At 64.1% G+C, this 20582-nt stretch carries 22 protein-coding genes; 10 read left to right on the top strand and 12 right to left on the bottom strand.

All coding sequences use genetic code 11. The features are described from left to right. Positions 1-62 precede the first annotated feature (62 nt). The 3 genes from INS93_RS04410 (at position 63) to trxA (ending at position 2166) form a co-directional block, all read left to right on the top strand. Entirely contained in the window at positions 63-500 is a 438-nt protein-coding gene (locus INS93_RS04410; RefSeq protein WP_192980442.1) for a hypothetical protein, read from the top strand. Continuing rightward, positions 497-1156 carry a class I SAM-dependent methyltransferase gene (locus INS93_RS04405; protein ID WP_192980441.1) on the top strand — a complete coding sequence of 220 codons (660 nt, stop codon included), beginning with the start codon at positions 497-499 and terminating at the stop codon, positions 1154-1156. The genes INS93_RS04410 and INS93_RS04405 overlap by 4 nt, the downstream gene beginning before the upstream one ends. Before the next feature lie 137 nt (positions 1157-1293). Then, a complete protein-coding gene (gene trxA, locus INS93_RS04400) occupies positions 1294-2166 on the top strand; it encodes a thioredoxin (protein ID WP_160016988.1) in 873 nt (290 codons plus the stop codon). 215 nt (positions 2167-2381) lie between these two features. Here the strand turns inward: trxA and INS93_RS04395 are convergent, their stop codons facing one another. Continuing rightward, complete coding sequence (locus tag INS93_RS04395; RefSeq protein ID WP_160016987.1) at positions 2382-2726, bottom strand: hypothetical protein; 345 nt, start codon at positions 2724-2726, stop codon at positions 2382-2384. A 113-nt stretch (positions 2727-2839) separates the two neighbouring features. Between INS93_RS04395 and INS93_RS04390 the strand changes: the two genes are divergently transcribed. From INS93_RS04390 to INS93_RS04375, 4 genes are all read left to right on the top strand, one after another. Beyond that, positions 2840-3418: a DUF2796 domain-containing protein gene (locus INS93_RS04390; RefSeq protein WP_192980440.1), complete on the top strand. Its 579-nt coding sequence runs from the start codon at positions 2840-2842 to the stop codon at positions 3416-3418. 220 nt (positions 3419-3638) lie between these two features. After that, on the top strand, positions 3639-4346 hold the full coding sequence (locus INS93_RS04385) for an ABC transporter ATP-binding protein (RefSeq protein WP_192980439.1): 708 nt from the start codon (positions 3639-3641) through the stop codon (positions 4344-4346). A 1-nt stretch (position 4347) separates the two neighbouring features. Next, entirely contained in the window at positions 4348-5613 is a 1266-nt protein-coding gene (locus INS93_RS04380) for an ABC transporter permease (RefSeq protein ID WP_192980438.1), read from the top strand. A gap of 288 nt (positions 5614-5901) precedes the next feature. Continuing rightward, a complete protein-coding gene (locus tag INS93_RS04375; protein WP_192980437.1) occupies positions 5902-6423 on the top strand; it encodes a DUF3299 domain-containing protein in 522 nt (173 codons plus the stop codon). A 211-nt stretch (positions 6424-6634) separates the two neighbouring features. On the opposite strand, the gene INS93_RS04370 is transcribed toward INS93_RS04375, so the two are convergent. The 6 genes from INS93_RS04370 to INS93_RS04345 are packed head-to-tail and all read right to left on the bottom strand — an operon-like array spanning position 6635 to position 11500. Continuing rightward, the gene (locus tag INS93_RS04370) at positions 6635-7732 is read right to left on the bottom strand and encodes a tetratricopeptide repeat protein (RefSeq protein WP_192980436.1); all 1098 of its coding nucleotides are present in this window, start codon (positions 7730-7732) and stop codon (positions 6635-6637) included. 2 nt (positions 7733-7734) lie between these two features. Further along, positions 7735-8418, bottom strand: coding sequence for an energy transducer TonB (locus INS93_RS04365; RefSeq protein WP_192980435.1), 684 nt, complete (start codon positions 8416-8418; stop codon positions 7735-7737). After that, the gene (locus INS93_RS04360) at positions 8418-8828 is read right to left on the bottom strand and encodes an ExbD/TolR family protein (RefSeq protein WP_021489595.1); all 411 of its coding nucleotides are present in this window, start codon (positions 8826-8828) and stop codon (positions 8418-8420) included. Before INS93_RS04360 ends, INS93_RS04365 begins: the two co-directional genes overlap by 1 nt. Positions 8829-8839: 11 nt before the next feature. After that, on the bottom strand, positions 8840-9388 hold the full coding sequence (locus INS93_RS04355; RefSeq protein ID WP_192980434.1) for a MotA/TolQ/ExbB proton channel family protein: 549 nt from the start codon (positions 9386-9388) through the stop codon (positions 8840-8842). Next, on the bottom strand, positions 9381-10730 hold the full coding sequence (locus INS93_RS04350; RefSeq protein ID WP_192980433.1) for a MotA/TolQ/ExbB proton channel family protein: 1350 nt from the start codon (positions 10728-10730) through the stop codon (positions 9381-9383). The genes INS93_RS04355 and INS93_RS04350 overlap by 8 nt, the downstream gene beginning before the upstream one ends. Continuing rightward, complete coding sequence (locus tag INS93_RS04345; protein WP_074858079.1) at positions 10727-11500, bottom strand: DUF3450 domain-containing protein; 774 nt, start codon at positions 11498-11500, stop codon at positions 10727-10729. Before INS93_RS04345 ends, INS93_RS04350 begins: the two co-directional genes overlap by 4 nt. A 192-nt stretch (positions 11501-11692) precedes the next feature. Here INS93_RS04345 and INS93_RS04340 point away from each other — a divergent pair, with 192 nt between their 5' ends. After that, positions 11693-12385: an OmpW/AlkL family protein gene (locus INS93_RS04340; protein WP_074858075.1), complete on the top strand. Its 693-nt coding sequence runs from the start codon at positions 11693-11695 to the stop codon at positions 12383-12385. A gap of 238 nt (positions 12386-12623) precedes the next feature. Here INS93_RS04340 and INS93_RS04335 read toward each other — a convergent pair whose 3' ends face one another. The 3 genes from INS93_RS04335 to INS93_RS04325 form a co-directional block, all read right to left on the bottom strand. Continuing rightward, a complete protein-coding gene (locus INS93_RS04335; RefSeq protein WP_074858072.1) occupies positions 12624-13547 on the bottom strand; it encodes an NAD-dependent epimerase/dehydratase family protein in 924 nt (307 codons plus the stop codon). Next, complete coding sequence (locus INS93_RS04330) at positions 13540-14424, bottom strand: sugar nucleotide-binding protein (RefSeq protein ID WP_074858069.1); 885 nt, start codon at positions 14422-14424, stop codon at positions 13540-13542. Before INS93_RS04330 ends, INS93_RS04335 begins: the two co-directional genes overlap by 8 nt. 85 nt (positions 14425-14509) lie before the next feature. After that, a complete protein-coding gene (locus tag INS93_RS04325) occupies positions 14510-14923 on the bottom strand; it encodes a winged helix-turn-helix transcriptional regulator (RefSeq protein ID WP_104730397.1) in 414 nt (137 codons plus the stop codon). Positions 14924-15028: 105 nt separating this feature from the next. On the opposite strand from INS93_RS04325, the gene gstA reads away from it, so the two are divergent. Then, complete coding sequence (gene gstA, locus INS93_RS04320; protein WP_192980432.1) at positions 15029-15634, top strand: glutathione transferase GstA; 606 nt, start codon at positions 15029-15031, stop codon at positions 15632-15634. A gap of 59 nt (positions 15635-15693) precedes the next feature. Here gstA and INS93_RS04315 read toward each other — a convergent pair whose 3' ends face one another. Then, on the bottom strand, positions 15694-16185 hold the full coding sequence (locus INS93_RS04315; RefSeq protein WP_003463262.1) for a single-stranded DNA-binding protein: 492 nt from the start codon (positions 16183-16185) through the stop codon (positions 15694-15696). A gap of 9 nt (positions 16186-16194) precedes the next feature. Then, positions 16195-17589 carry an MFS transporter gene (locus INS93_RS04310; RefSeq protein ID WP_192980431.1) on the bottom strand — a complete coding sequence of 465 codons (1395 nt, stop codon included), beginning with the start codon at positions 17587-17589 and terminating at the stop codon, positions 16195-16197. Between the two features lie 135 nt (positions 17590-17724). Between INS93_RS04310 and uvrA the strand changes: the two genes are divergently transcribed. Further along, positions 17725-20559: an excinuclease ABC subunit UvrA gene (gene uvrA, locus INS93_RS04305; protein WP_192980430.1), complete on the top strand. Its 2835-nt coding sequence runs from the start codon at positions 17725-17727 to the stop codon at positions 20557-20559. The last annotated feature ends 23 nt before the right edge of the window (positions 20560-20582 follow it).

Below are 20582 nucleotides of genomic sequence, written 5' to 3'. Positions count from 1 at the left end.
GCGCATAGAGGCAGCAAGACAAATTAAGCTATGGGGACGCACCTCCAAGAGCCGTACATGCCATGAACCGATACCTGCCCCTCCTGCCACTGGCCCTGAGCGGCCTGCTTGCCGCCTGCGCCAGCGAGCCCACGAACACTGCGCCGCCCATGCCAGCACCTGCACCGGCAGAACCCAGCACTGCGCCGACTCTGGGCCCTGGCCTGCGTGGCGAGTTGCTTGGCGTCGCGGCAGGCGCCGATGTCGACCTGGCACTGTTGGGCGTGGATATGCGCGGCAGGCCACGTGCCCTGCTCGGCCAGGTTCATCTGCGTGGCAACGGCGAAGCGCTGCCGTTCCATCTGCCGCTGGACACGCTGCTGGCGCCTCAGGATCTGCGCCTGGAACTGCGCGGCCGCGTCAGTCACGCCGGGCGCCTGGTGAAACGTCTGCCGGCGCGCAGCATCGCCGAACTGAGCGATCAGGACCTCGGCGCGCTGCATCTGGTGCCGGCGCCATGAGGCCACCCCAAGCGCTGCAGCAGGCACTCAGCGAACTGCTCGGCGATGCCCGCCTGGTGGCCGAAACCCTGCCGGGTACCGATATCGCCCTGTGGCTGATCGATGCCAGCAACATGGATCGCGCTTTCAACCCCGAGGAAACCCAGCGCATTCTCGAAGAGCCGCCCTACTGGTGCTTCTGCTGGGCCAGCGGCCTGGTGCTGGCGCGCTGGCTGGCCGAGCGCCCCGAATGGGTGCGTGGCAAACGCGTGCTGGATTTCGGCGCAGGTTCCGGTGTGGCCGCCATCGCCGCAGCCAAGGCCGGTGCCGCCGAAGTGGTAGCCTGCGACCTCGACCCCGTGGCGCTGGCCGCCTGCCGTGCCAATGCCGAACTCAATGGCGCGACGCTGAGCTACTCGGCAGATTTCTTCGCCGAAGCGGATCGCTACGACCTGATCCTGGTGGCCGACGTGCTTTACGATCGTGCCAACCTTCCACTGCTCGATCACTTTTTAAGCCGCGGGCGCCAGGCGCTGGTGGCCGATTCGCGGGTCAAGGACTTCCAGCATCCGCTCTACCAGCGCCTGACAGTGCTGGATGGCTGCACCTGGCCGGACCTGGCCGAGCCGGCGCAATTCCGCGAAGTCAGCCTGTATCATGCGCAACGACCGACGTAGCCCGGATGTAATCCGGGAAACAGGGTGCCGGCCATCCACGGATTGCATCCGGGCTACAGGCAATATCGGCGCCCCCTTGTTTCGCCAGCCACCCGCCCGCATTAATAAGCCATTGCCCTTCTTTTTCGAGACCGACCATGAGCGACTCCCCTTACATCTTCGACATCTCCGGCGCCGCCAGCTTCGAGCAACTGGTGATCGAGAACTCCTTCCACAAACCGGTGCTGGTGGACTTCTGGGCCGAGTGGTGCGCACCGTGCAAGGCGCTGATGCCGATGCTGGCGAAGATCACCGAGGAGTACGCCGGTGAATTGCTGCTGGCCAAGGTCAACTGCGATATCGAGCAGGACATCGTCATGCGCTTTGGCATCCGCAGCCTGCCCACCGTGGTGCTGTTCAAGAACGGTCAGCCGGTGGACGGCTTCGCAGGCGCGCAGCCGGAAGCGGCGATCCGCGAGATGCTCAAACCCCATGTCGCCGAACCAGCTCCCGCCGCTGCCGACCCGATGGAAGTCGCCCAGGCGCTGTTCGCCGAAGGACGTTTTGCCGAAACCGAAGCACTGCTCAAGCAGGTGCTCACGGAAGACAACGAGCATGCGGCCGCGCTGATCCTCTACGCGCGCTGCCTGGCCGAACGCGGCGAGTTGGGCGAAGCGGAAACCGTCCTCAACGCGGTCAAGGGCGACGAACACAAGCAGGCGCTGGCCGGCGCCAAGGCGCAACTGACCTTCCTGCGTCAGGCCGTCGACCTGCCTGACGCCGCCACACTGAAAAGCCGTCTGGCACAGAACGCCGAGGACGACGAAGCGGTGTATCAGTTGGCCGTGCAACAACTGGCGCGCCAACAGTACGAAGCGGCACTGGACGGCCTGCTCAAGCTGTTCGTGCGCAATCGCAGCTACAGCGACGGCTTGCCGCACAAGACCCTGCTGCAGGTGTTCGATCTGCTCGGCGGCGACCACCCGCTGGTCACCACCTACCGCCGCAAGCTGTATCAGGCGATCTACTGATCTTAGGTTTTTTCACGCAGGGTGCGCCACCGCAGGCCTCTCCAGGCCTGCCCGGTGCGCGCGGCGCACCCTACGGACCACTCGGACAAGACGTTGGCCTGCCATGGATGGCCTTTGTAGGGTGCGCCATGCGCACCGGAATCTCGCCAGTTCCAGCAGGTAATGCCTGATGCGCGCAGCGCACCCGACGAAGGGCCAGAGCGGGCCGCAACGCCCTACTCCGTCACCCAGTGATAGATCGGCGCATCCGCACCGGTTTCCATGCGGATCTGCTCGCAATGACGCAGACGCACCAGCAGGCGTTTGCCTGCAGCTTCGCCACCCGCCAGCGCAGCCAGCTGCGCCATCAGCCGTGGCCCTTCGACCTGCCCCGCATCGCGTACCAGCTGCAATGCGGTCTGCCATAGCGCATCACCCGCATCCGTCATGGGAGTCGCTGCCACCACATTGGCGGCCGGCGTAACCGCCACATGCTGCGCAAATTGCGCCCAATCCTCGGCATCCAGCTCCAGCGTCAGGTCCACCGGCCAGTCGCCAATGCGCCCACGTATTCGCACCATGTTCAGCCTCCAGTCATGATCTTGCATGCTCCCATGACAGCGGCAGACTGGCCAGTTCGCCACGAAAGTTGTTATAACGTAACAATCGAATCGTACCTACGCTGGAGACAACCATGCGCCACCTGCTGCTCGCCCTGCCCTTCGCCCTGCTGCCCCTGGTCGCCGCCCAGGCGCAAGAGCACGACCACGACCATGAACATTCCCACGACAGCCTGGGTGCTCACGAGCACGGCGTTGCCAGCCTCAATGCCGCGCTGGACGGCAACCTGCTGGAGCTGCAACTCGAAAGTCCGGCGATGAACCTGGTCGGCTTCGAACATGCAGCCAAGAGCGATGCCGACAAGGCCAAGGTCGCGGCAGCCAAACGTGAACTGGAGCAGCCCATCAGCCTGTTCGCCCTGACCAGCGGCGACTGTAAGGCCACTCAGGTCGAACTGGAAAGCCCACTGTTCGCCGACGCAGATCACGACCACGACCACGACCACGACCATCATGATCATGAGAGCGAACACAGCGATATCCACGCGCACTATCGCTTCGAATGCGCCAAGGCCAACGAATTGAAACAACTGGATCTGGCCGAGCTGTTCAAACGCTTCCCCGCCACCGAGAAGATTCAGGTACAACTGATCGGCCCGAACGGCCAGCAGGGCGTGGAGCTGACTCCAGCCCAGCCACGCCTGTCTTTCTGATGCCGTAGGGTGGATCGGGGCGCGTAGCTGACGCTCGTTTCACCCACTACGCCAGCGTTGTGGGAGGGCCAGGTGGCGACCTGCTTTAGCCGCGAAAAAGCTCGCTGCCAAAGCGCCTCCCGCAAAACCTGCTCAGGAGGTATGAATGCCATCCTCGAGCTCTGCTAACACAATCAGGCCACCATGCCCGGCTTTTCATGAACGACGATTCGAAGAAACCATGACCCAACCTCTGATCGAACTCGCCGATCTCGGCTTCGCCTGGCCCGGCCAGACGCAGTTGCTGGATATTCCCGATTTCACCCTGGCGCGTGGCGAGAGCCTGTTTCTCAAGGGCCCCAGCGGCAGCGGCAAGACCACCCTGCTCGGTCTGCTAGGCGGCGTGCAACGGGCACAAAACGGCCATATCCGCCTGCTCGGCCAGGACCTGGGCCAGCTTTCGGCCGGCGCCCGAGACCGTTTTCGCGTCGATCACACCGGCTACATCTTCCAGCAGTTCAACCTGCTGCCGTTTCTTTCCGTGCGCGAGAACGTCGAGCTGCCCTGCCGCTTCTCGCGACTGCGTGCCGAGCGCGCACGCCAGCGCCATGGCAGCATCGATGCGGCCGCCGCGGCGCTGCTCGACCACCTTGGCCTGCGCGCCGACCTGCTCGGCCGCCGCGCCGACGAGCTGTCCATCGGCCAGCAACAGCGCGTTGCCGCTGCCCGCGCGCTGATCGGCCAACCGGAGCTGGTGATCGCCGACGAACCGACCTCGGCACTGGACTTCGACGCACGCGAGGCCTTCTTGCAATTGCTCTTCGCCGAATGCCGCGCTGCCGGCGCCAGCCTGCTGTTCGTCAGCCACGACCAGAGCCTGGCCCCATTGTTCGACCGCAGCCTGTCGCTGGCCGAGCTCAACCGCGCCGCCAAGCCCGCCGAGGTCTGAGATGCACCTTCTGCGTATAGCCCTGGCCAGCCTGGCCAACCGCCGCTTCACCGCCCTGCTCACCGTGTTCGCCATCGCACTCTCGGTGTGTCTGCTGCTGGCCGTCGAACGCGTACGTACCGAAGCACGCGCCAGCTTCGCCAACACCATCAGCGGCACCGACCTGATCGTCGGCGCCCGCTCGGGCAGCGTGAACCTGCTGCTGTACTCGGTGTTTCGCATCGGCAACGCCACCAACAACATCCGCTGGGACAGCTTCGAACACTTCGCCAACCACCGTCAGGTGAAGTGGGCCATTCCCATCTCCCTCGGCGACTCGCACCGCGGCTACCGGGTGATGGGCACCAGCACCGCCTATTTCGAGCATTACCGCTACGCCCGCAGCCAGGCGCTGAAGCTGGCCCAGGGCCGTGAGTTTGCCGACGATCCCTTCGAAGTGGTGCTCGGCGCGGAGGTGGCGCAGGCGCTGGGCTACGGCCTCGGCGAAAAGATCGTCCTGGCTCATGGCGTCGCCACCATCAGCCTGGTCAAGCATGACGACAAGCCCTTCACTGTGGTCGGCATCCTCGAACGCACCGGCACACCGGTCGACCGCACGCTGCATATCTCCCTGGCCGGGATGGAGGCGCTGCATATCGACTGGCAGAACGGTATGCCGGCTCGTGGCGCCGCGCAGATCAGCGCCGATCAAGCCCGCACCATGGACCTGCAACCCAAGCAGATCACCGCGCTCATGCTCGGCCTCAACAGCAAGATCGCCACCTTCAGCCTGCAGCGAGAGATCAATGAATTCCGCGGCGAGCCACTGCTGGCCATCCTGCCGGGTGTCGCGCTGCAAGAACTGTGGAGTCTGATGGGGACCGCCGAAAAGGCCCTGTTCGTGGTCTCGCTATTCGTCGTGTTGACTGGTCTGATCGGCATGCTCACGGCGATTCTCACCAGCCTCAACGAGCGTCGCCGAGAGATGGCCATCCTGCGCTCGGTGGGTGCCCGTCCCTGGCATATCGCCAGTCTGTTGGTACTGGAGGCCTTCACTCTGGCGCTGGCCGGCGTGGCCTTCGGTGTCGCGCTGCTCTATCTGGGCATAGCCAGCAGCCAGGGTTTCGTGCAGGCCAATTACGGCCTGTACCTGGCACTCAATACGCCGTCGAGTTACGAATGGAAACTGCTGGGTGGCATTCTCGCCGCCGCCGTGGCGATGGGCAGCGTACCGGCCTGGCGGGCCTATCGGCAGTCGTTGGCCGATGGCCTGTCGATCAGGCTCTGAGAGCCTGTTCGCGATCTGCTGCGCGTCGGCGCTACTGCGTTAAAAACAAGCTGGATTGCCAGCCCAGTCGAAAGCCGCTTGTGGCTAACGCACTTCAGTGCGGCCCCGAAGGGGCGAGCGGAGTGAGTAATGCTCATGTACAAAAGTACAGTCGCCCGCGACCCCGGCCGTTCCTCCCTTGTTTTTGCCTTGTATCGCTCTAGCTCGCAAGATCGTGAACAAGGCTCTGAGGGAAAGTTGAGAGCGCCTGTCGTACACTGCGCAGGCGCTCTTACTACGAGGTTCCTCATGTCCCGCCCCCTGCTCGCCACCCTGCTGCTGACCCTGGCACTGCCGCTGGCCGCCGCTGATGTGCGCGAACTCACCTGGTCCGAGCTGATTCCGCCGGATGCTCCGCCGCAGGTCATCGACCCCGCGCCGATCCACGACCTCTCGCAACTGGCCGACGCGCTGGCCGAATCCGGTCCGGCCGCTATGCAGCAATCGCCAGCCGCCCCGGTGGTCAAGGAACTCAATGGTCAGCAGGTGAAGCTGCCCGGCTATATCGTGCCGCTGGACGTGACTGACGAAGGCCGGGTAGTGGAGTTTTTGCTGGTACCCTACTTCGGCGCCTGCATCCACGTGCCGCCACCGCCCTCGAACCAGATCGTGCATGTCACCAGCGAGCTCGGCGTGCTGCTCGACGCGCTGTACCAGCCGTTCTGGGTGGAAGGCCCGCTGAAGACCGAGCACGTCAGCAGCGAGCTGGCCGAGGTCGGTTACCAGATGGAAGCGGACAAGATCTACGCCTATGAGCTGCCCGATAGCTGATACCTGCCGGGGCATTCGTAGGTGCCTGTAGGAGCGGCTTCAGCCGCGAAAATGATTCGCGGATAAATCGGAACGCCGCCCGCCGCTCCTACAGATACGCCACCCAAGAAAAAGCCAGACCCTGGGGCCTGGCTTTTTACTTGGTGCGCGCCGCGCACCCTACGGGCGGCGGCCACCCGCGTAGGGTGAGCCGCGCGCACCGACGAACGACTCAACTGCGACTGGCGACCCGGTTCTCCCGCTCGAAACGCAGCTCACTTTCCGCCCACTGCCGCCACGAACGCACCTTGGCGCGCTCGGCGCCGCCGCGTTCGGCACGCGCCAGCGCGTCCAGCCCGGCCTGCCAGCGCGACTGCTCCAGCTCCAGTTGAGCGACGTACAGCCAGTGCTTGCCGTTACCGCTTCGCTCGGCCAACGGCCGCAGCACGCGCACTGCAGCGGAGCGATCACGCGCCTGCCACCAGAACAGACCCAGGCGCTCCTGGCGCGCAGCGGTGTTGGCCAGCAGGCCGCTGTCGAGCATCCCGGCGAGCAGCTTGGCGCCCTGCCAGGGCTGATCCGCAGCACCGGCGAGCAACACCAGATTGTCCAGCTCCGACTCGCTGAAGCGCAGGCCTTTGCTGTGCGCCGCACGCAAGGTCGCCAGCGCCTTGTCGTTGCTGCCAGCCATCTGCTGCAGACCGGCCAGTTGGCGCCAGCCCTTGGCATCATTCGGCTGGCGCACCAGCAGTTGACGTTGCCAGCGCTCAGCCTGGGCGTAGCGTTTCAGATCGGCGTTGGCCCCCACCAGAAACTGCAGCCAGATGTCCGCCGCATTGGGATTGGCCTGCACGTAGCGCTCGGCCAGCGGCAACGCCTTGGCCGGCTGGTTCATGCCCTGGTAGGCCTGCACCAGCATCTGCAACACCTCCTCGGAGGCGCTGGCCTGATTCGGCGCCAGCAACTCGACGACCTTGGCGTAGCGGCGCTCGCCCAGGTTGAGCTTGGCCAGATTGAGGCGCTCGCCAGCCAGCATCTCGGCGTCCAGCTTGCCGCTGCGCACGGCCTTGTCCAGCCAGTCGATGGCCTGGCCGTTGTTGCCGGCGGACCAGGCCACATAGGCCTTGCTGCGCCAGACCAGCGCTTCTTCGAAACTGCCACTCTTGGCCTGGACGCCATCGAGCGCACGCCTTGCGGCGGCATGATCACCCTTCTGCTGCGCGGCCTGCGCCGTGTTCAGTGCCTTGAACACGGCCGGGTCGACGGTCTGCTGGGCCATGCCAGGCACGGCCGCAGCACTGAGCATCACGAGCAACAACCAACGGTACATGGTCAGCTCCTTTCCAGACGGAAGTAGAGAGTTTTAACCGCTTCGCGGTCCACCGCCAGGCCACCCTCGGTACGCGGCGCGAAGCGCCAGCGAGATGCGGCGCGGCGCGCTTCGCGCTCGAAAACGTTACGCGGGTTGGCCTCCAGCACGCGGATGTTCTCCACGCTGCCGGAGCGATTGATGGTGAAAGCCAGTTTGACGAAACCTTCGATGCCACGCTGCAGCGCATAACGCGGGTATTCCGGGCGCACGTCGTTGAGCGGCATGACTTCGCTCTCCATGCCGCCCATCTGCCCGCCGGATTCGGCGGCCTCGCTCGGCGGCGTCGGAGCCGGAGCACCCGGCGCAAGGCCGGACAGACTCGGTGCCGGCGCGCTGTTGACGGCAATACCGCTGGCCAGGCTGGGCAGCTGGATATCCAGCGCCGGCAGGTTGGCATTCGGCGTGGCCGTTTGCGGCGTCGGCGGCGTGGGTGGCTGCGGCGTTTGCGGCTGCGGCGGCTGCGGTGCCTGCTGACGGGTACGGCTGGCCGTCTCGCTGGCGTTACCATCCATGCGCACGAAGTTGGCCACGCTGACCGGGTCCTGGCTCACCTTGGCGCTCGGTGGCGCGACCATGTACAGCATCAGGGCGAAGAGCCCCAAGGCCATCAGGCAGGCACCGAGGAAAGACAGCGGCAGGCGCATCAGTTGACTCCGCTACCGGCAGCCAGGGCGACATCCTGCACGCCGGCCAGACGCGCCTGATCCATCACCTGGACGACCAGGCCGGTACGCGCATCCTGATCGGCCTGCACCACCACGGCGCCTTCCGGCTGATCGACGCGCATGCGCTCGACATGCGCCCGCACGCTGCGGATGTCCACTGGCTGCTTGTCCATCCAGATCTGCCCGTCGGCGGTGACGGCGATAAGGATGTTGCCCTTGTCCTGCGGGCTGGCGGTTTCCGCCTGCGGGCGCTGCACCTCGACCCCTGACTCACGAATGAAGGAGCTGGTGACGATGAAGAAGATCAGCATGATGAAGACCACGTCGAGCATCGGCGTGAGGTCGATACCGGTGTCTTCGTCCTGCTGGTGGTGACGACGCATTCTCATGTTGGGCGATCTCAGTCGTGACGCAGCTGGTCGGCCAGCCGCTCGATGGCCTGGCTGGCTTCGCGTTCGAGACGCGCCAGGCTGAACAATCCAGGAATGGCCAGAACCATGCCGGCCATGGTCGGCAGGGTCGCCTGCCACACGCCTGCGGCCATGCCGCGTGGGTTACCGGTGCCGTTGAGGGCGAGCACGTCGAACACGGCGATCATGCCCAGCACGGTGCCGAGCAGGCCCAGTAGCGGATACAGCGCCACCAGGGTCTTGCCCAGGCGCAGCGGCGCCGCCAGTTGCTGCCGCGCCTGCGCCAGCCAGGCCAGGCGCACGGCGCGCTGCCAGTTGCCGTTGTCATCGGCCAGCACCTGTTGCCAGGCCTCGCGGCGCTCCTGCACCCAGCGCGGGAAAATCCTGCGCATGTACCAGAAGCGCTCGAACACCAGGGTCCAGAACACCACGCAGAGCACTGCCAGCGCCCACATCACCACGCCGCCGGCCCCCATGAAGTCGAGCAGTGCATGGGCACTGTCGACTGCACGCAGCCAGAAGGCGAACAGATCAGTCACGGCGCGGCGCTCCTGACAGGTGCAGGGCAATCAGACCGGCGCTCTGCTGCTCCAGAATCTGGATCAGGCCCTTGCTGCGACTGGCCAGCAAGCTGTGCAGGAACAGCAGCGGGATGGCCACCACCAGACCCAGCACGGTGGTCACCAGCGCCTGGGAAATACCGTCAGCCATCAGGCGTGAATCGCCGCCACCACTCTGGGTGATGGCCTGGAAGGTCACGATCATGCCGGTCACGGTGCCCAGCAGGCCGAGCAGCGGTGCCACGGCAGCGAGCAGCTTGAGCAGGCCCTGGCCTTTCTCCAGCGGCGGCGTCTCCTGCAGGATCGCTTCGTCCAGCTTCAGCTCCAGGGTCTCCAGATCGGCCAGCTGCGGCTTGTTACCCAGCACGCCGATCACGCGACCCAGCGGGTTGTCATGCCGTGGTGCGCTGAGGTCATGCATCTGCGCCTTGACGCCACTGCCAACGCGGCCCAGATAGACCATGCGCCAGACAGCCAGAAGCAGGCCGAAAGCACCGAGCACGACGATCACCCAGCCGACCAGACCGCCCTGCTGCAGGCGATCCCACAGGGTCGGCTGTTGTTGCAGTTGCGCCAGCAGACTGCCACGGCTCGGGTCGATGGGCAGCGTGGCGAGTGCGTCGGTGCTGCTCAGGTAGTCCTCGACCTGGCCCAGACCAGAGGGCTGACGCGGCGGCGCCACCAGTTGCCCGGCATCGGCGTCGTAGCGCAGGAAGGCATCTTCGCCATATACGGCGAACGCGCCGACACGCAGCACCTGCTGCTCCTGACGCGAACCATCGGCATTCACCACCGGCAACTGCAGGCGTTCGATACGGCCGCTGGCGGCCAGGTCTTCGAGCAGCAGCATCCAATAGCCGTCGAGGTCTTCGGCGGACGGCAGCGAGCGGCTTTCAGCCAATGCCTTGAGGCGCTTCAGACGCTCCGGATACTGGGCATTGAGCAGGCTGTCCTGCCATTGCCCGGCGACATCACCGGCACTCTGGCGTACCACACCGAACAGCTCACCGAGGTGACCGATACGCTGTGCCAGCAGCTTTTCCTGCTCGGCCAGCTCGGCCTCCTGACGATCGAACTCGGCTTTCAGGCGCTCGCTTTCGGCTTTCTGGGTATTCAGCGCAGAGCGGGCAGCGGCCAGCAGTTGCGCTTGCTCACTGCGCTTGGCGAGAAACGCCTGCTCGCGCTCCTGCATGGCGCTGACTTCGGCAGCGCGCTCGCTGCGAATGCGCTGCAGCAGTTGATCGGGGTTGAGGGTTTCGGCCACTGCGGCCAGTGCCGGCAACAGGCTGAGCGCCAGTACGGCTACAACACGACGACTCATTGTGCGGCCTCCTCGGCCAGGGTCTTGATCGGCAGGGACAGCACGGCGGGCGCCTGCTGCTGACGGGCAATGGCGATGGCCTGGGTCAGCGGACGACGCGCGCTGCCGTCGAGCACTTCCCAGGCCTTGGTCTGCGGGTTCCACCAGCCGCTCTCGTGGGCATCGAGGGTCTGGTAATAGAGCATGCTGCGGCCCAGACGCAGGAACTCGACGCTACGCGAGCCGCCATCGGCCTGGGTCAGCTCGCCACGCCAGGCTTCCAGGGTACGACCGTAGTCGCTTTCGATCTGGTAGGCCTCGAGGATTCGGCGATATTTGTCGGCCAGGCTGACATCGGCGCGCGGCAACAAATCCTGCAACTGAGCCAGACGATCCTCGCGTTCTTCAGGCAGGAACGGCAGATCTGCGGCAATGAACTCGCCCAGTACCTCGACCATCTTGACCATCTGCGGGCTCACCGCTTCCTGGGTACGTTCGATGCCATCGAGCTGCTTCTGGTAACTGGCCAACTCCTGACGCTGGGCTTCGACCAGGTCACGAAGTTGACTGTTATAACCTTTCAAAGCCTCAGCCTGCTGCAGGGCATTTCGGTACTCATTGAGCATCTCGCGGCTGGCGTCATCCAGCTGTTCGACACGGCCCTGAGAGGCTTTCGCCTCGGCGGCCAGGCGCTGGCTTTCGTCAAGCGCAGCATCCAGCGGCGCGGCAAGCAGCGAGCCGCTGCTGAGCATCAGCGCCACGGCCAGGGAACGGAGGGGGAAGCGATTCATGCGCAGAGGGTCCTCGACAGACAGGCTTGCTTCAAAAAGAGAAACATTATCATCTACAGACGCATTCGAAGCAATGGACAAAACACCGCAGCAGAGCTCGCCGATCTATTGAGCCAGGTCAAAAAGTTGATTGTTGCTTGGCTTAGCATTGATTTCAGCCAAAGACACAACCGACTCGAACTGGAGCTCGCTATGTACAAATCACTGTTCACTGCCTCACTGCTGGCCCTGGCCATCGCCGCCCCTGTCGCACAAGCCCATCAGGCTGGCGATATCCTCATCCGTGCCGGCGCCATCACTGTCAATCCGGAGGCCGACTCGTCCAGCGTCAAGGTCGATCGTGGCGGTCTCGCCGGCACCGACCTGGGCGGCAAGGCAACCCTGAACAGTGATACTCAGCTGGGTCTGAACTTCGCCTACATGCTCACCGACAATCTGGGCATCGAGTTGCTGGCGGCAACGCCGTTCGAACACGATGTGAAGATCAAAGGCACCGTCCTCGATGCAGCCAATGGCAAGCTGGGCTCGCTCAAGCACCTGCCACCGACCCTGAGCCTGGTGTACTACCCGCTGGACGCCAAGTCGGCCTTCCAGCCCTATGTTGGCGCCGGTATCAACTACACCTGGATCTTCGACGAGCACGTCGGCAGCGCTGCCAGCGCCAATGGCTTCAACAACTTCCGCGCCAAGAACTCCTGGGGTCTCGCCTGGCAGGTAGGCGCCGACTACATGCTGACCGACAGCCTGATGATCAACGCACAGGTGCGCTATATCGATATCGACACCACCGCTTACGTCGACAACACTGCGCTTGGCGTACGGGCCAAGGTCGACGTGGACGTCGACCCCCTCATCTACATGGTCGGCCTGGGCTACAAGTTCTGACAGCCCTCGCAGAAATGAAGAAGCCGGCAGATGCCGGCTTTTTCATTTCCCCGATGCGCAGCCCGAGCTACCTTTGGTGCGCACGGCGCACCCTACGGTGCGTGCTCCGGATAGCACGCCGATAGCCCGGCTATGCGTAGGGTGCGCCGATGAAGGCGCATTTTTCGCCGCGCACAGCGCATGCGGAACGGCCCAGCCACGGGATCTAACCGTCGCGGCGCCTCACGTTTCCGGCAGCTTACAGCCCGAGCAGTTGGCGCAATCCTTCACGCAGCGGCGTCTGCTCTGGCATGCGGTAGTGAGCCTGCAAGCGCGCATTGTCAGCACGCGAATGACGGATATCGCCAGCGCGTGCCGGTAAGTGCGTCACCGGCGGCAAACCGCCGCAAAGCACGCCGATCTCAGCCAGCAATTGATTGAGGCTTACCGCCTGGCTCCACCCCACATTGAGCGGATCACTCACCACCTGCTCGCTGAGCAAGCCCTGCATCAACAGCACGACCAGATCACCGACATAAAAGAAATCGCGAGTCTGCTCACCATCACCGAAGACGCTGATCGGCAGCCCCTGCTGCGCGCGCTGGGTGAAGATGCTGATCACCCCGGAGTACGGCGATGATGGATCCTGGCGCGGCCCGAAGATATTGAAGAAACGAAACACCGCCGGCTCCAGAGCATGCTGGCGGCGGTAGAAATCCAGGTAGTGCTCGCCGGCCAGCTTGTCGGCCGCATAGGGCGTCAGCGGCGCCTTGGCGGTCGCTTCGTCGATGGCCACGCCCTCGCCGTTGTTGCCATAGATGGCCGCGCTGGAGGCATAGACCACGCGTCGCACGCCATGCTGGCGCATGGCCTCGCAGACATTCAGGGTGCCGATGAAATTGCTCTGGTGCGTGGACACCGGATCATCCACCGAAGCCTGCACCGACGCTACCGCTGCCAGATGCGCCACACCTGCGCAACCAGCGACCGCCTGCGCGACCACCTCGGCATCGGCGACGTCGCCCTCGATGAAGCGCAAACGCGGGTTGTCCAGCGGCAGGTTGCTGCGCTTGCCCATGGACAGATTGTCCAGCACGCGCACTCCGTGCCCAGCGGCCAGCAAGGCGTCGACCAGGTTTGAACCGATAAAGCCCGCACCACCCGTTACGAGAAATTCAGCCATGGCGATAGTAACGATCCAGTAAGCTCGGCAGAGCAGAGCGCCAAGCGCGCGGCTTGATGCCGAAGGTGTGAAGAATCTTCTTGCAGGCCAGCACGGCGTGCTGCGGCTCATCGACTGCATCCGGACGAGCGGCGTGCGCTTGCGGCGCGACATCCTCGACCAGATTGCTGCGATAGTGACGCGCCTCACTCAGTACCGCCTGCCCCAGGCTCAGCGACGTACTCGCTTCATGGCCTCCGTAGTGATAGGTGCCCCACAGGGGCGACTCGCAATCGAGCTGCTTGAGCACCGCCAGAATCACCCGCGCAGCATCGTCCACCGGCGTCGGGTTACCGCGCCGGTCATCGGCGAGATAGAGGGCATCGTCGCGCTCGGCGCGCAGCAGAAAGCGCCCCAGTAGTCCCTCACGACTGTCATCGAGCAGCCAGCCAAAGCGCAGCAGCACATGACGCGGACAGATCGCTCGCACGCTTTGCTCCAGACGCCATAACGCCTGGCCACGCAGCCCGAGGGGGATCGGCTCTTCCTTTTCACTGTAAGCAGTAACTCGCGAACCATCGAAGACCCGATAGCTGGACGGCTGCAGTAACACGATGGAATGGTGCTGGCACAGCTCTGCCAGTCGCTCCACCGCGCGCTCCTGCGTATGCAGGCGCGACTCGACCACCGACTCGGCCTGGAACCAGTCGAAGTAGTAGGCCAGGTTGATCAGTGCATCCGGGCGGGTCTCGTCGAGCAGCTCGGTCAGACTGGCGGCGTCCCAACCGTCTTCCGGCGGGCGTGGCGCGAGGAAGCCGATATCTTCCTCGGCGCCAAGACGGATCAGCGCTTGCCCCAGGGCGCTACCGCCGCCCAGCAGCATCAGGCGCATTCGCATGGTGGCTCGGGTGACTCCAGAATTGTTCTGCCAGCCGGTGTGGCGGCGATGATGGCCGATATTCTGCTGGTTTTACCCGGTGTCGTCACCCTGCAATCACGCGCTGCAGTGGATCGGTAGCAAGTTCTCCGGCCTGATCGAAGGCTTGCTGCGCCCGGGCGATCTCGGCGACATTGCGCTCCACCCAGTGGTCGATGGCGCGAATCGGCTCGCTGAGCGAATGCCCCAGCGGCGTCAACGAGTACTCCACGCGAGGTGGCACCTCGGCGTAGGCCTGGCGTGCGACTAGACCAAAGCGCTCCAGGCGGCGAATCGTCTGAATCAGCATCTTCTCCGAGATGCCCTCGACACGCCGACGCAACTCGGCGGTACGCAAGGTGCCGCCATGCGCCAGCGCGTGGATCAGCAGCAGCGACCACTTGTCAGCGATCACTGCGAGCACATGGCGCGCTGGGCAAACGCCACTGAATACATTGCCGAGGCGGACGTCATCGGGCATCGCAGTGACTCCAATACTTACCAGTAGGTGGGTACTTGCTCAAAAGAAAGCAAAGAGTAAGCTCTTTCGCGCCCACCCTCCACCCATGAACACAAGGAATCTCGCATGAAGCTTTACTACAAAGCCGGCGCCTGCTCACTCTCGCCACACATCGCCCTGCGCGAAGCCGGTATCGAATTCGAGATGGAAGCGGTTGACCTTCAAACCAAGCGCACCGAGTCGGGCGCCGATTTCACCCAGATCAACGCCAAGGGTTATATCCCCGCCCTGGTACTGGACAACGGCAAGGTACTGACCGAAGGAGCGGCTATCGCGCAGTACATCGCCGACCTCAAGCCTGAAAGCGGCCTGGCGCCAGCCAATGGCAGCGAAGCGCGCTACCAGTTGCAGAGCTGGCTGAGCTTCATCTCCACAGAACTGCACAAACCGATGGGCAGCCTATTCAATCCGACCCAGAGCGAAGACTGGAAAGCGGCGGCGCAGGCCCTGCTGAGCAAGCGCCTCGACTGGCTGGTCGGCGAACTCGGCGAGAGCGAGTTTCTGCTCGGTGATCGCTTCACCGTGGCCGACGGCTACCTGTTCACCGTTCTGGGCTGGGCAGGCCCGGTCGGTTTCTCCCTCGACCCGTGGCCGAGCCTGCAGGCATACCGCTCGCGTATTGGCACCCGCCCGAAGGTGATCGAAGCCCTGAAGGCCGAAGGCCTGATTTGACACCAAAAAGAAAACCCCGAGTCTGGCTCGGGGTTTTCGTATCAGCTCGGTATCACGCGTCAGAACGGGATATCGTCATCAAAGCTGTCGTAGTCAGGCGCTGGCTGAGCCTGCTGCGGCGCAGGACGCTCCTGACGCGGGGCCTGCTGCGGCTCGCGCTGCGGGGCCGGACGCGATTGACGCGGAGCGCCGCCTTCATCACCGCTCGGACGACCGCCCAGCAGCTGCATGGTGCCCTGCATGTCGACGATGATCTCGGTGGTGTAGCGCTTGATGCCGTCCTTTTCCCACTCGCGGGTCTGCAGCTTGCCTTCGATGTACACCTGCGAACCCTTGCGCAGGTACTCGCCGGCGATCTCGGCGACCTTGCCGAACAGGGCGACGCGGTGCCATTCGGTCTTCTCGACCTTCTGCCCGGTCTGCTTGTCGGTCCACTGCTCGCTGGTGGCCAGGCTCAGGTTGGTGACCGCGTTGCCGCTGGGCAGGTAGCGTGTTTCCGGGTCCTGGCCGCAGGTACCGACCAGAATGACTTTGTTAACCCCACGGGCCATAACGTTCTCCTAGACTCGGCACGCCGCTGGTGCCGATATGATCAGGCTTTCCAGCGTCGCGCGATCCACTTGTTGGGTATCGACTTTGATATAGATGGCCGCTTCGTCGACCACCACCACGGCGTCCGCCACTCCCGGCGTTGCCTTGAGGCGTTCGACCAGTCCGACATCGGCCAGTGCCGCGGCATCGAGCGGCAGGCGCAAACTGGTCACGTACGGCGGTTCGCGCATAGTAACAGCAATAGCCAGCCAAATTGCACAGAGCGCGGCGCAGCCGATGAACACACTGCTCAGGCCTATGTGCTGGTAAAGCCAGCCGCCGAGAATGCCGCCCAGGGCTGCGCCGAGGAACTGGCTGGTGGAATAGACGCCCATCGCAGTGCCCTTGCCGCCTGCCGGCGCCACCTTGCTGACCAGCGACGGCAGCGAGGCTTCGAGCAGGTTGAAGGCGGTGAAGAACACCACGATACCCAGTACCAGCGCCCGCAGGCTGCTGCCGAAGAAGGCGAAGTAGAGCTCGCAAGCCAACAACACGCTGACGGCACCGAGCAGCACGCGCTTCATCTGGCGCTTTTTCTCGCCATAGATGATGAACGGCACCATGCCGAAGAAACCGATCAACAGCGCGGTGAGATACACCCACCAGTGCTCTTCCTTGACCAACCCGCCCTGCTCCACCAGCGCCAGCGGCAAGGCGACGAAACTGGCCATGAGCACCGCATGCAGAGCCAGGATGGCGAAGTCCAGACGCAGCAGGTCGGTGTGCCTGAGGGTCGGCCACAGCGCCTGCGCCGCCACGCCTGATTCACGATGCTGCAGCGGGCCAGCGTCTTTCGGCACGATGCCGGCGACGATCAGAATGCCGAGCAACGCCATCGCCGCCGTCGCCCAGAACAGACCGGACAGGCCGAAGGCGCGAGTCAGTAGCGGACCAACGACCATGGCCACGGCGAACGACAGGCCAATGCTCATGCCGATCATGGCCATGGCCTTGGTCCGGTGCTGCTCACGGGTCAGATCCGACAACAGCGCCATTACCGCTGCAGAAATCGCACCGGCGCCCTGCAGCACACGCCCGGCGATCACGCCCCAGATCGAATCGGCATTGGCCGCCAGCACGCTGCCTGCAGCAAAAATCAGCAAGCCGGCGTAGATCACCGGACGTCGGCCAATACGGTCACTGAGCATGCCGAAGGGAATCTGCAGCACAGCCTGGGTCAGGCCATAGGCACCGATGGCCAGGCCAATCAGCGCAGGCGTGCTGCCCGCCAGATCCATGCCGTAGGTGGCCAGCACCGGCAGCACCATGAACATACCCAGCATACGAAACGCGAACACCATAGCCAGGCCGCCGGCCGCGCGGGTCTCGCTACTACTCATGCGCTCGCTGTGCGGATCGTGCATCGAATAAACCCTGAGGAAATCAGCCGGCGATTCTAGCAGCCGTCGTCGTTTCGGCACAGGCGCACACTTTGCCGCAGGGTAGCGCCAGGCCCTATACTCGACCGTTTTCCGCCCGCCCAGCGAGGCCCGTTGTAAGTGGACAAGATTCTGATCCGTGGGGCACGCACCCACAATCTCAAGAACATCGACCTGACCCTGCCGCGCGACAAACTGATCGTGATCACCGGTCTGTCCGGCTCCGGCAAGTCCTCTCTGGCTTTCGATACCCTTTACGCGGAAGGCCAGCGCCGTTACGTCGAGTCGCTGTCGGCTTATGCCCGGCAGTTTCTGTCGATGATGGAAAAGCCCGATGTCGACACCATCGAAGGCCTGTCACCGGCGATTTCCATCGAACAGAAATCCACCTCGCACAACCCGCGCTCGACCGTCGGTACCATCACCGAAATCTACGACTACCTGCGCCTGCTCTATGCCCGCGCCGGCATTCCGCGCTGCCCGGATCACGATGTGCCACTCGAAGCGCAGACCGTCAGCCAGATGGTCGACCAGGTGCTGACCCTGCCGGAAGGCCGCAAGCTGATGCTGCTGGCGCCGGTGATCCGCGAGCGCAAGGGCGAACACCTGTCGGTATTCGAGGAGCTGCGCGCCCAGGGTTTCGTCCGCGCACGGGTCAACGGCAAGCTGTTCGAACTGGACGAGCTGCCCAAGCTGGACAAGCAGAAGAAGCACTCCATCGACGTGGTGGTGGACCGTTTCAAGGTCCGTGAAGACCTGCAGCAGCGCCTGGCTGAGTCCTTCGAAACCGCGCTCGGCCTGGCCGACGGTATCGCCCTGATCGCCCCCATGGATGATGAGCCGGGCGAAGAGATCATCTTCTCCGCGCGCTTCGCCTGCCCGCATTGCGGCCATTCGATCAGCGAGCTGGAACCCAAGCTGTTCTCCTTCAACAACCCGGCCGGCGCCTGTCCGACCTGCGATGGCCTGGGCGTGAAGCAGTTCTTCGACGTCAAGCGCCTGGTCAATGGCGAACTGACCCTGGCCGAGGGCGCCATACGCGGCTGGGATCGGCGCAATGTCTACTACTTCCAGATGCTCGGTTCGCTGGCCGCGCACTACGGCTTCAGCCTGGAAGAGCCCTTCGACGAGCTGGCCGCCGAACACCAGAAAGTCATTCTGTTCGGCAGCGGTGCGCAGAGCGTCGATTTCAAGTACCTCAACGACCGCGGCGATATCGTCAAACGCTCGCACCCTTTCGAGGGCATCATCCCCAATCTCGAACGGCGCTACCGCGAGACCGAGTCGGCCAGCGTGCGCGAGGAGCTGGCCAAGTTCCTCAGCACCCAGCCCTGCCCCGATTGCCGTGGCACGCGCCTGCGCCGCGAGGCGCGACATGTGTGGGTCGGCGAGAAGACCCTGCCGGCAGTGACCGGCCTGCCGGTCGGCGACGCCTGCGATTACGTCGCCAACCTGCACCTGACCGGCCGTCGCGGCGAGATCGCCGAGAAGATCCTCAAGGAAATCCGCGAACGCCTGCAGTTCCTGGTCAATGTCGGCCTCGACTACCTGACCCTGGATCGCAGCGCCGACACCCTGTCCGGCGGCGAAGCGCAGCGTATCCGCCTGGCCAGCCAGATCGGTGCTGGCCTGGTGGGCGTGATGTACATCCTCGACGAGCCGTCCATCGGTCTGCACCAGCGTGACAACGAACGCCTGCTGGGCACCCTCAACCATCTACGCAACCTGGGCAATACGGTGATCGTGGTCGAACACGACGAAGACGCCATCCGCATGGCCGATTACGTGGTCGATATCGGCCCGGGCGCTGGCGTACACGGCGGACGTATCGTGGCCGAAGGCACGCCGGACGAGGTGATGAATCACCCCGACTCGCTGACCGGCAAATACCTGTCCGGCCGCGAGAAGATCCGCTATCCAGCGCAGCGCACCCCGCGCGACAAGAAGAAACTGCTCAAGCTCAAGGGCGCACGGGGCAACAACCTGCGCAATGTCGATCTTGAGATTCCGGTGGGTCTGCTTACTTGCGTCACCGGCGTGTCCGGCTCGGGCAAGTCGACGCTGATCAACAACACCCTGTTCCCGCTGACCGCCACGGCCCTGAACGGCGCAACCACCCTGGAAGCAGCGCCGCACGATTCCTTCGACGGCCTGCAGCATCTGGACAAGGTGGTCGACATCGACCAGAGCCCGATCGGCCGCACGCCGCGTTCCAACCCCGCCACCTATACCGGCCTGTTCACACCGATTCGCGAGCTGTTCGCTGGCGTGCCGGAATCACGCTCGCGCGGCTATGGCCCGGGCCGTTTTTCCTTCAACGTCAAGGGCGGGCGCTGCGAAGCGTGCCAAGGCGACGGCGTGATCAAGGTGGAGATGCACTTTCTGCCGGACATCTACGTGCCGTGCGACGTGTGCAAGGGCAAGCGCTATAACCGCGAAACTCTGGAAGTGAAGTACAAGGGCAAGAGCATCACCGAAGTGCTGGACATGACCATCGAGGAGGCCCGTACCTTCTTCGACGCTGTACCAGCCATCGCCCGCAAGCTGCAGACGCTGATGGACGTCGGCCTGTCCTATATCAAGCTGGGCCAGAGCGCGACCACCCTGTCCGGCGGCGAGGCGCAGCGGGTCAAGCTGAGTCGCGAGCTGAGCAAGCGCGATACCGGCAAGACCCTGTACATCCTCGACGAACCGACCACCGGTCTGCACTTCGCGGACATCCAGCAACTGCTGGACGTGCTGCACCGCCTGCGTGACCACGGCAACACCGTGGTGGTGATCGAGCACAACCTGGATGTGATCAAGACCGCCGATTGGCTGGTGGACCTCGGCCCGGAAGGCGGCTCCAAGGGCGGCATGATCATCGCCACCGGTACACCGGAAGACGTGGCCGACAACCCGGCATCGCATACCGGGCACTTCCTCAAGCCACTGCTGGAACGCGACCGCGCCTGACACGAAAGAGCCCCGCACATGCG

The organism is Pseudomonas sp. EggHat1, assembly GCF_014892995.1.
GTDB classification, from domain to species: Bacteria; Pseudomonadota; Gammaproteobacteria; order Pseudomonadales; family Pseudomonadaceae; genus Aquipseudomonas; species Aquipseudomonas chaetocerotis.
Note: the sequence above shows the minus strand (reverse complement) of the source record. Positions and strands in the feature narration are given on the sequence as shown.

Bases quoted from the DNA above. Each gene is read 5' to 3' on its own strand.
- INS93_RS04330 (WP_074858069.1), bottom strand. From the start codon at position 14,424: ATGCGAATGCGCCTGATGCTGCTGGGCGGCGGTAGCGCCCTGGGGCAA.
- gstA (WP_192980432.1), top strand. From the start codon at position 15,029: ATGAAGCTTTACTACAAAGCCGGCGCCTGCTCACTCTCGCCACACATC.
- INS93_RS04315 (WP_003463262.1), bottom strand. From the start codon at position 16,185: ATGGCCCGTGGGGTTAACAAAGTCATTCTGGTCGGTACCTGCGGCCAG.
- INS93_RS04340 (WP_074858075.1), top strand. From the start codon at position 11,693: ATGTACAAATCACTGTTCACTGCCTCACTGCTGGCCCTGGCCATCGCC.
- INS93_RS04310 (WP_192980431.1), bottom strand. From the start codon at position 17,589: ATGCACGATCCGCACAGCGAGCGCATGAGTAGTAGCGAGACCCGCGCG.
- INS93_RS04375 (WP_192980437.1), top strand. From the start codon at position 5,902: ATGTCCCGCCCCCTGCTCGCCACCCTGCTGCTGACCCTGGCACTGCCG.
- INS93_RS04405 (WP_192980441.1), top strand. From the start codon at position 497: ATGAGGCCACCCCAAGCGCTGCAGCAGGCACTCAGCGAACTGCTCGGC.
- INS93_RS04335 (WP_074858072.1), bottom strand. From the start codon at position 13,547: ATGGCTGAATTTCTCGTAACGGGTGGTGCGGGCTTTATCGGTTCAAAC.
- INS93_RS04380 (WP_192980438.1), top strand. From the start codon at position 4,348: ATGCACCTTCTGCGTATAGCCCTGGCCAGCCTGGCCAACCGCCGCTTC.
- INS93_RS04410 (WP_192980442.1), top strand. From the start codon at position 63: ATGAACCGATACCTGCCCCTCCTGCCACTGGCCCTGAGCGGCCTGCTT.
- INS93_RS04325 (WP_104730397.1), bottom strand. From the start codon at position 14,923: ATGCCCGATGACGTCCGCCTCGGCAATGTATTCAGTGGCGTTTGCCCA.
- INS93_RS04370 (WP_192980436.1), bottom strand. From the start codon at position 7,732: ATGTACCGTTGGTTGTTGCTCGTGATGCTCAGTGCTGCGGCCGTGCCT.
- INS93_RS04365 (WP_192980435.1), bottom strand. From the start codon at position 8,418: ATGCGCCTGCCGCTGTCTTTCCTCGGTGCCTGCCTGATGGCCTTGGGG.
- INS93_RS04350 (WP_192980433.1), bottom strand. From the start codon at position 10,730: ATGAGTCGTCGTGTTGTAGCCGTACTGGCGCTCAGCCTGTTGCCGGCA.
- INS93_RS04390 (WP_192980440.1), top strand. From the start codon at position 2,840: ATGCGCCACCTGCTGCTCGCCCTGCCCTTCGCCCTGCTGCCCCTGGTC.
- INS93_RS04385 (WP_192980439.1), top strand. From the start codon at position 3,639: ATGACCCAACCTCTGATCGAACTCGCCGATCTCGGCTTCGCCTGGCCC.
- INS93_RS04345 (WP_074858079.1), bottom strand. From the start codon at position 11,500: ATGAATCGCTTCCCCCTCCGTTCCCTGGCCGTGGCGCTGATGCTCAGC.
- INS93_RS04360 (WP_021489595.1), bottom strand. From the start codon at position 8,828: ATGAGAATGCGTCGTCACCACCAGCAGGACGAAGACACCGGTATCGAC.
- trxA (WP_160016988.1), top strand. From the start codon at position 1,294: ATGAGCGACTCCCCTTACATCTTCGACATCTCCGGCGCCGCCAGCTTC.
- INS93_RS04395 (WP_160016987.1), bottom strand. From the start codon at position 2,726: ATGGTGCGAATACGTGGGCGCATTGGCGACTGGCCGGTGGACCTGACG.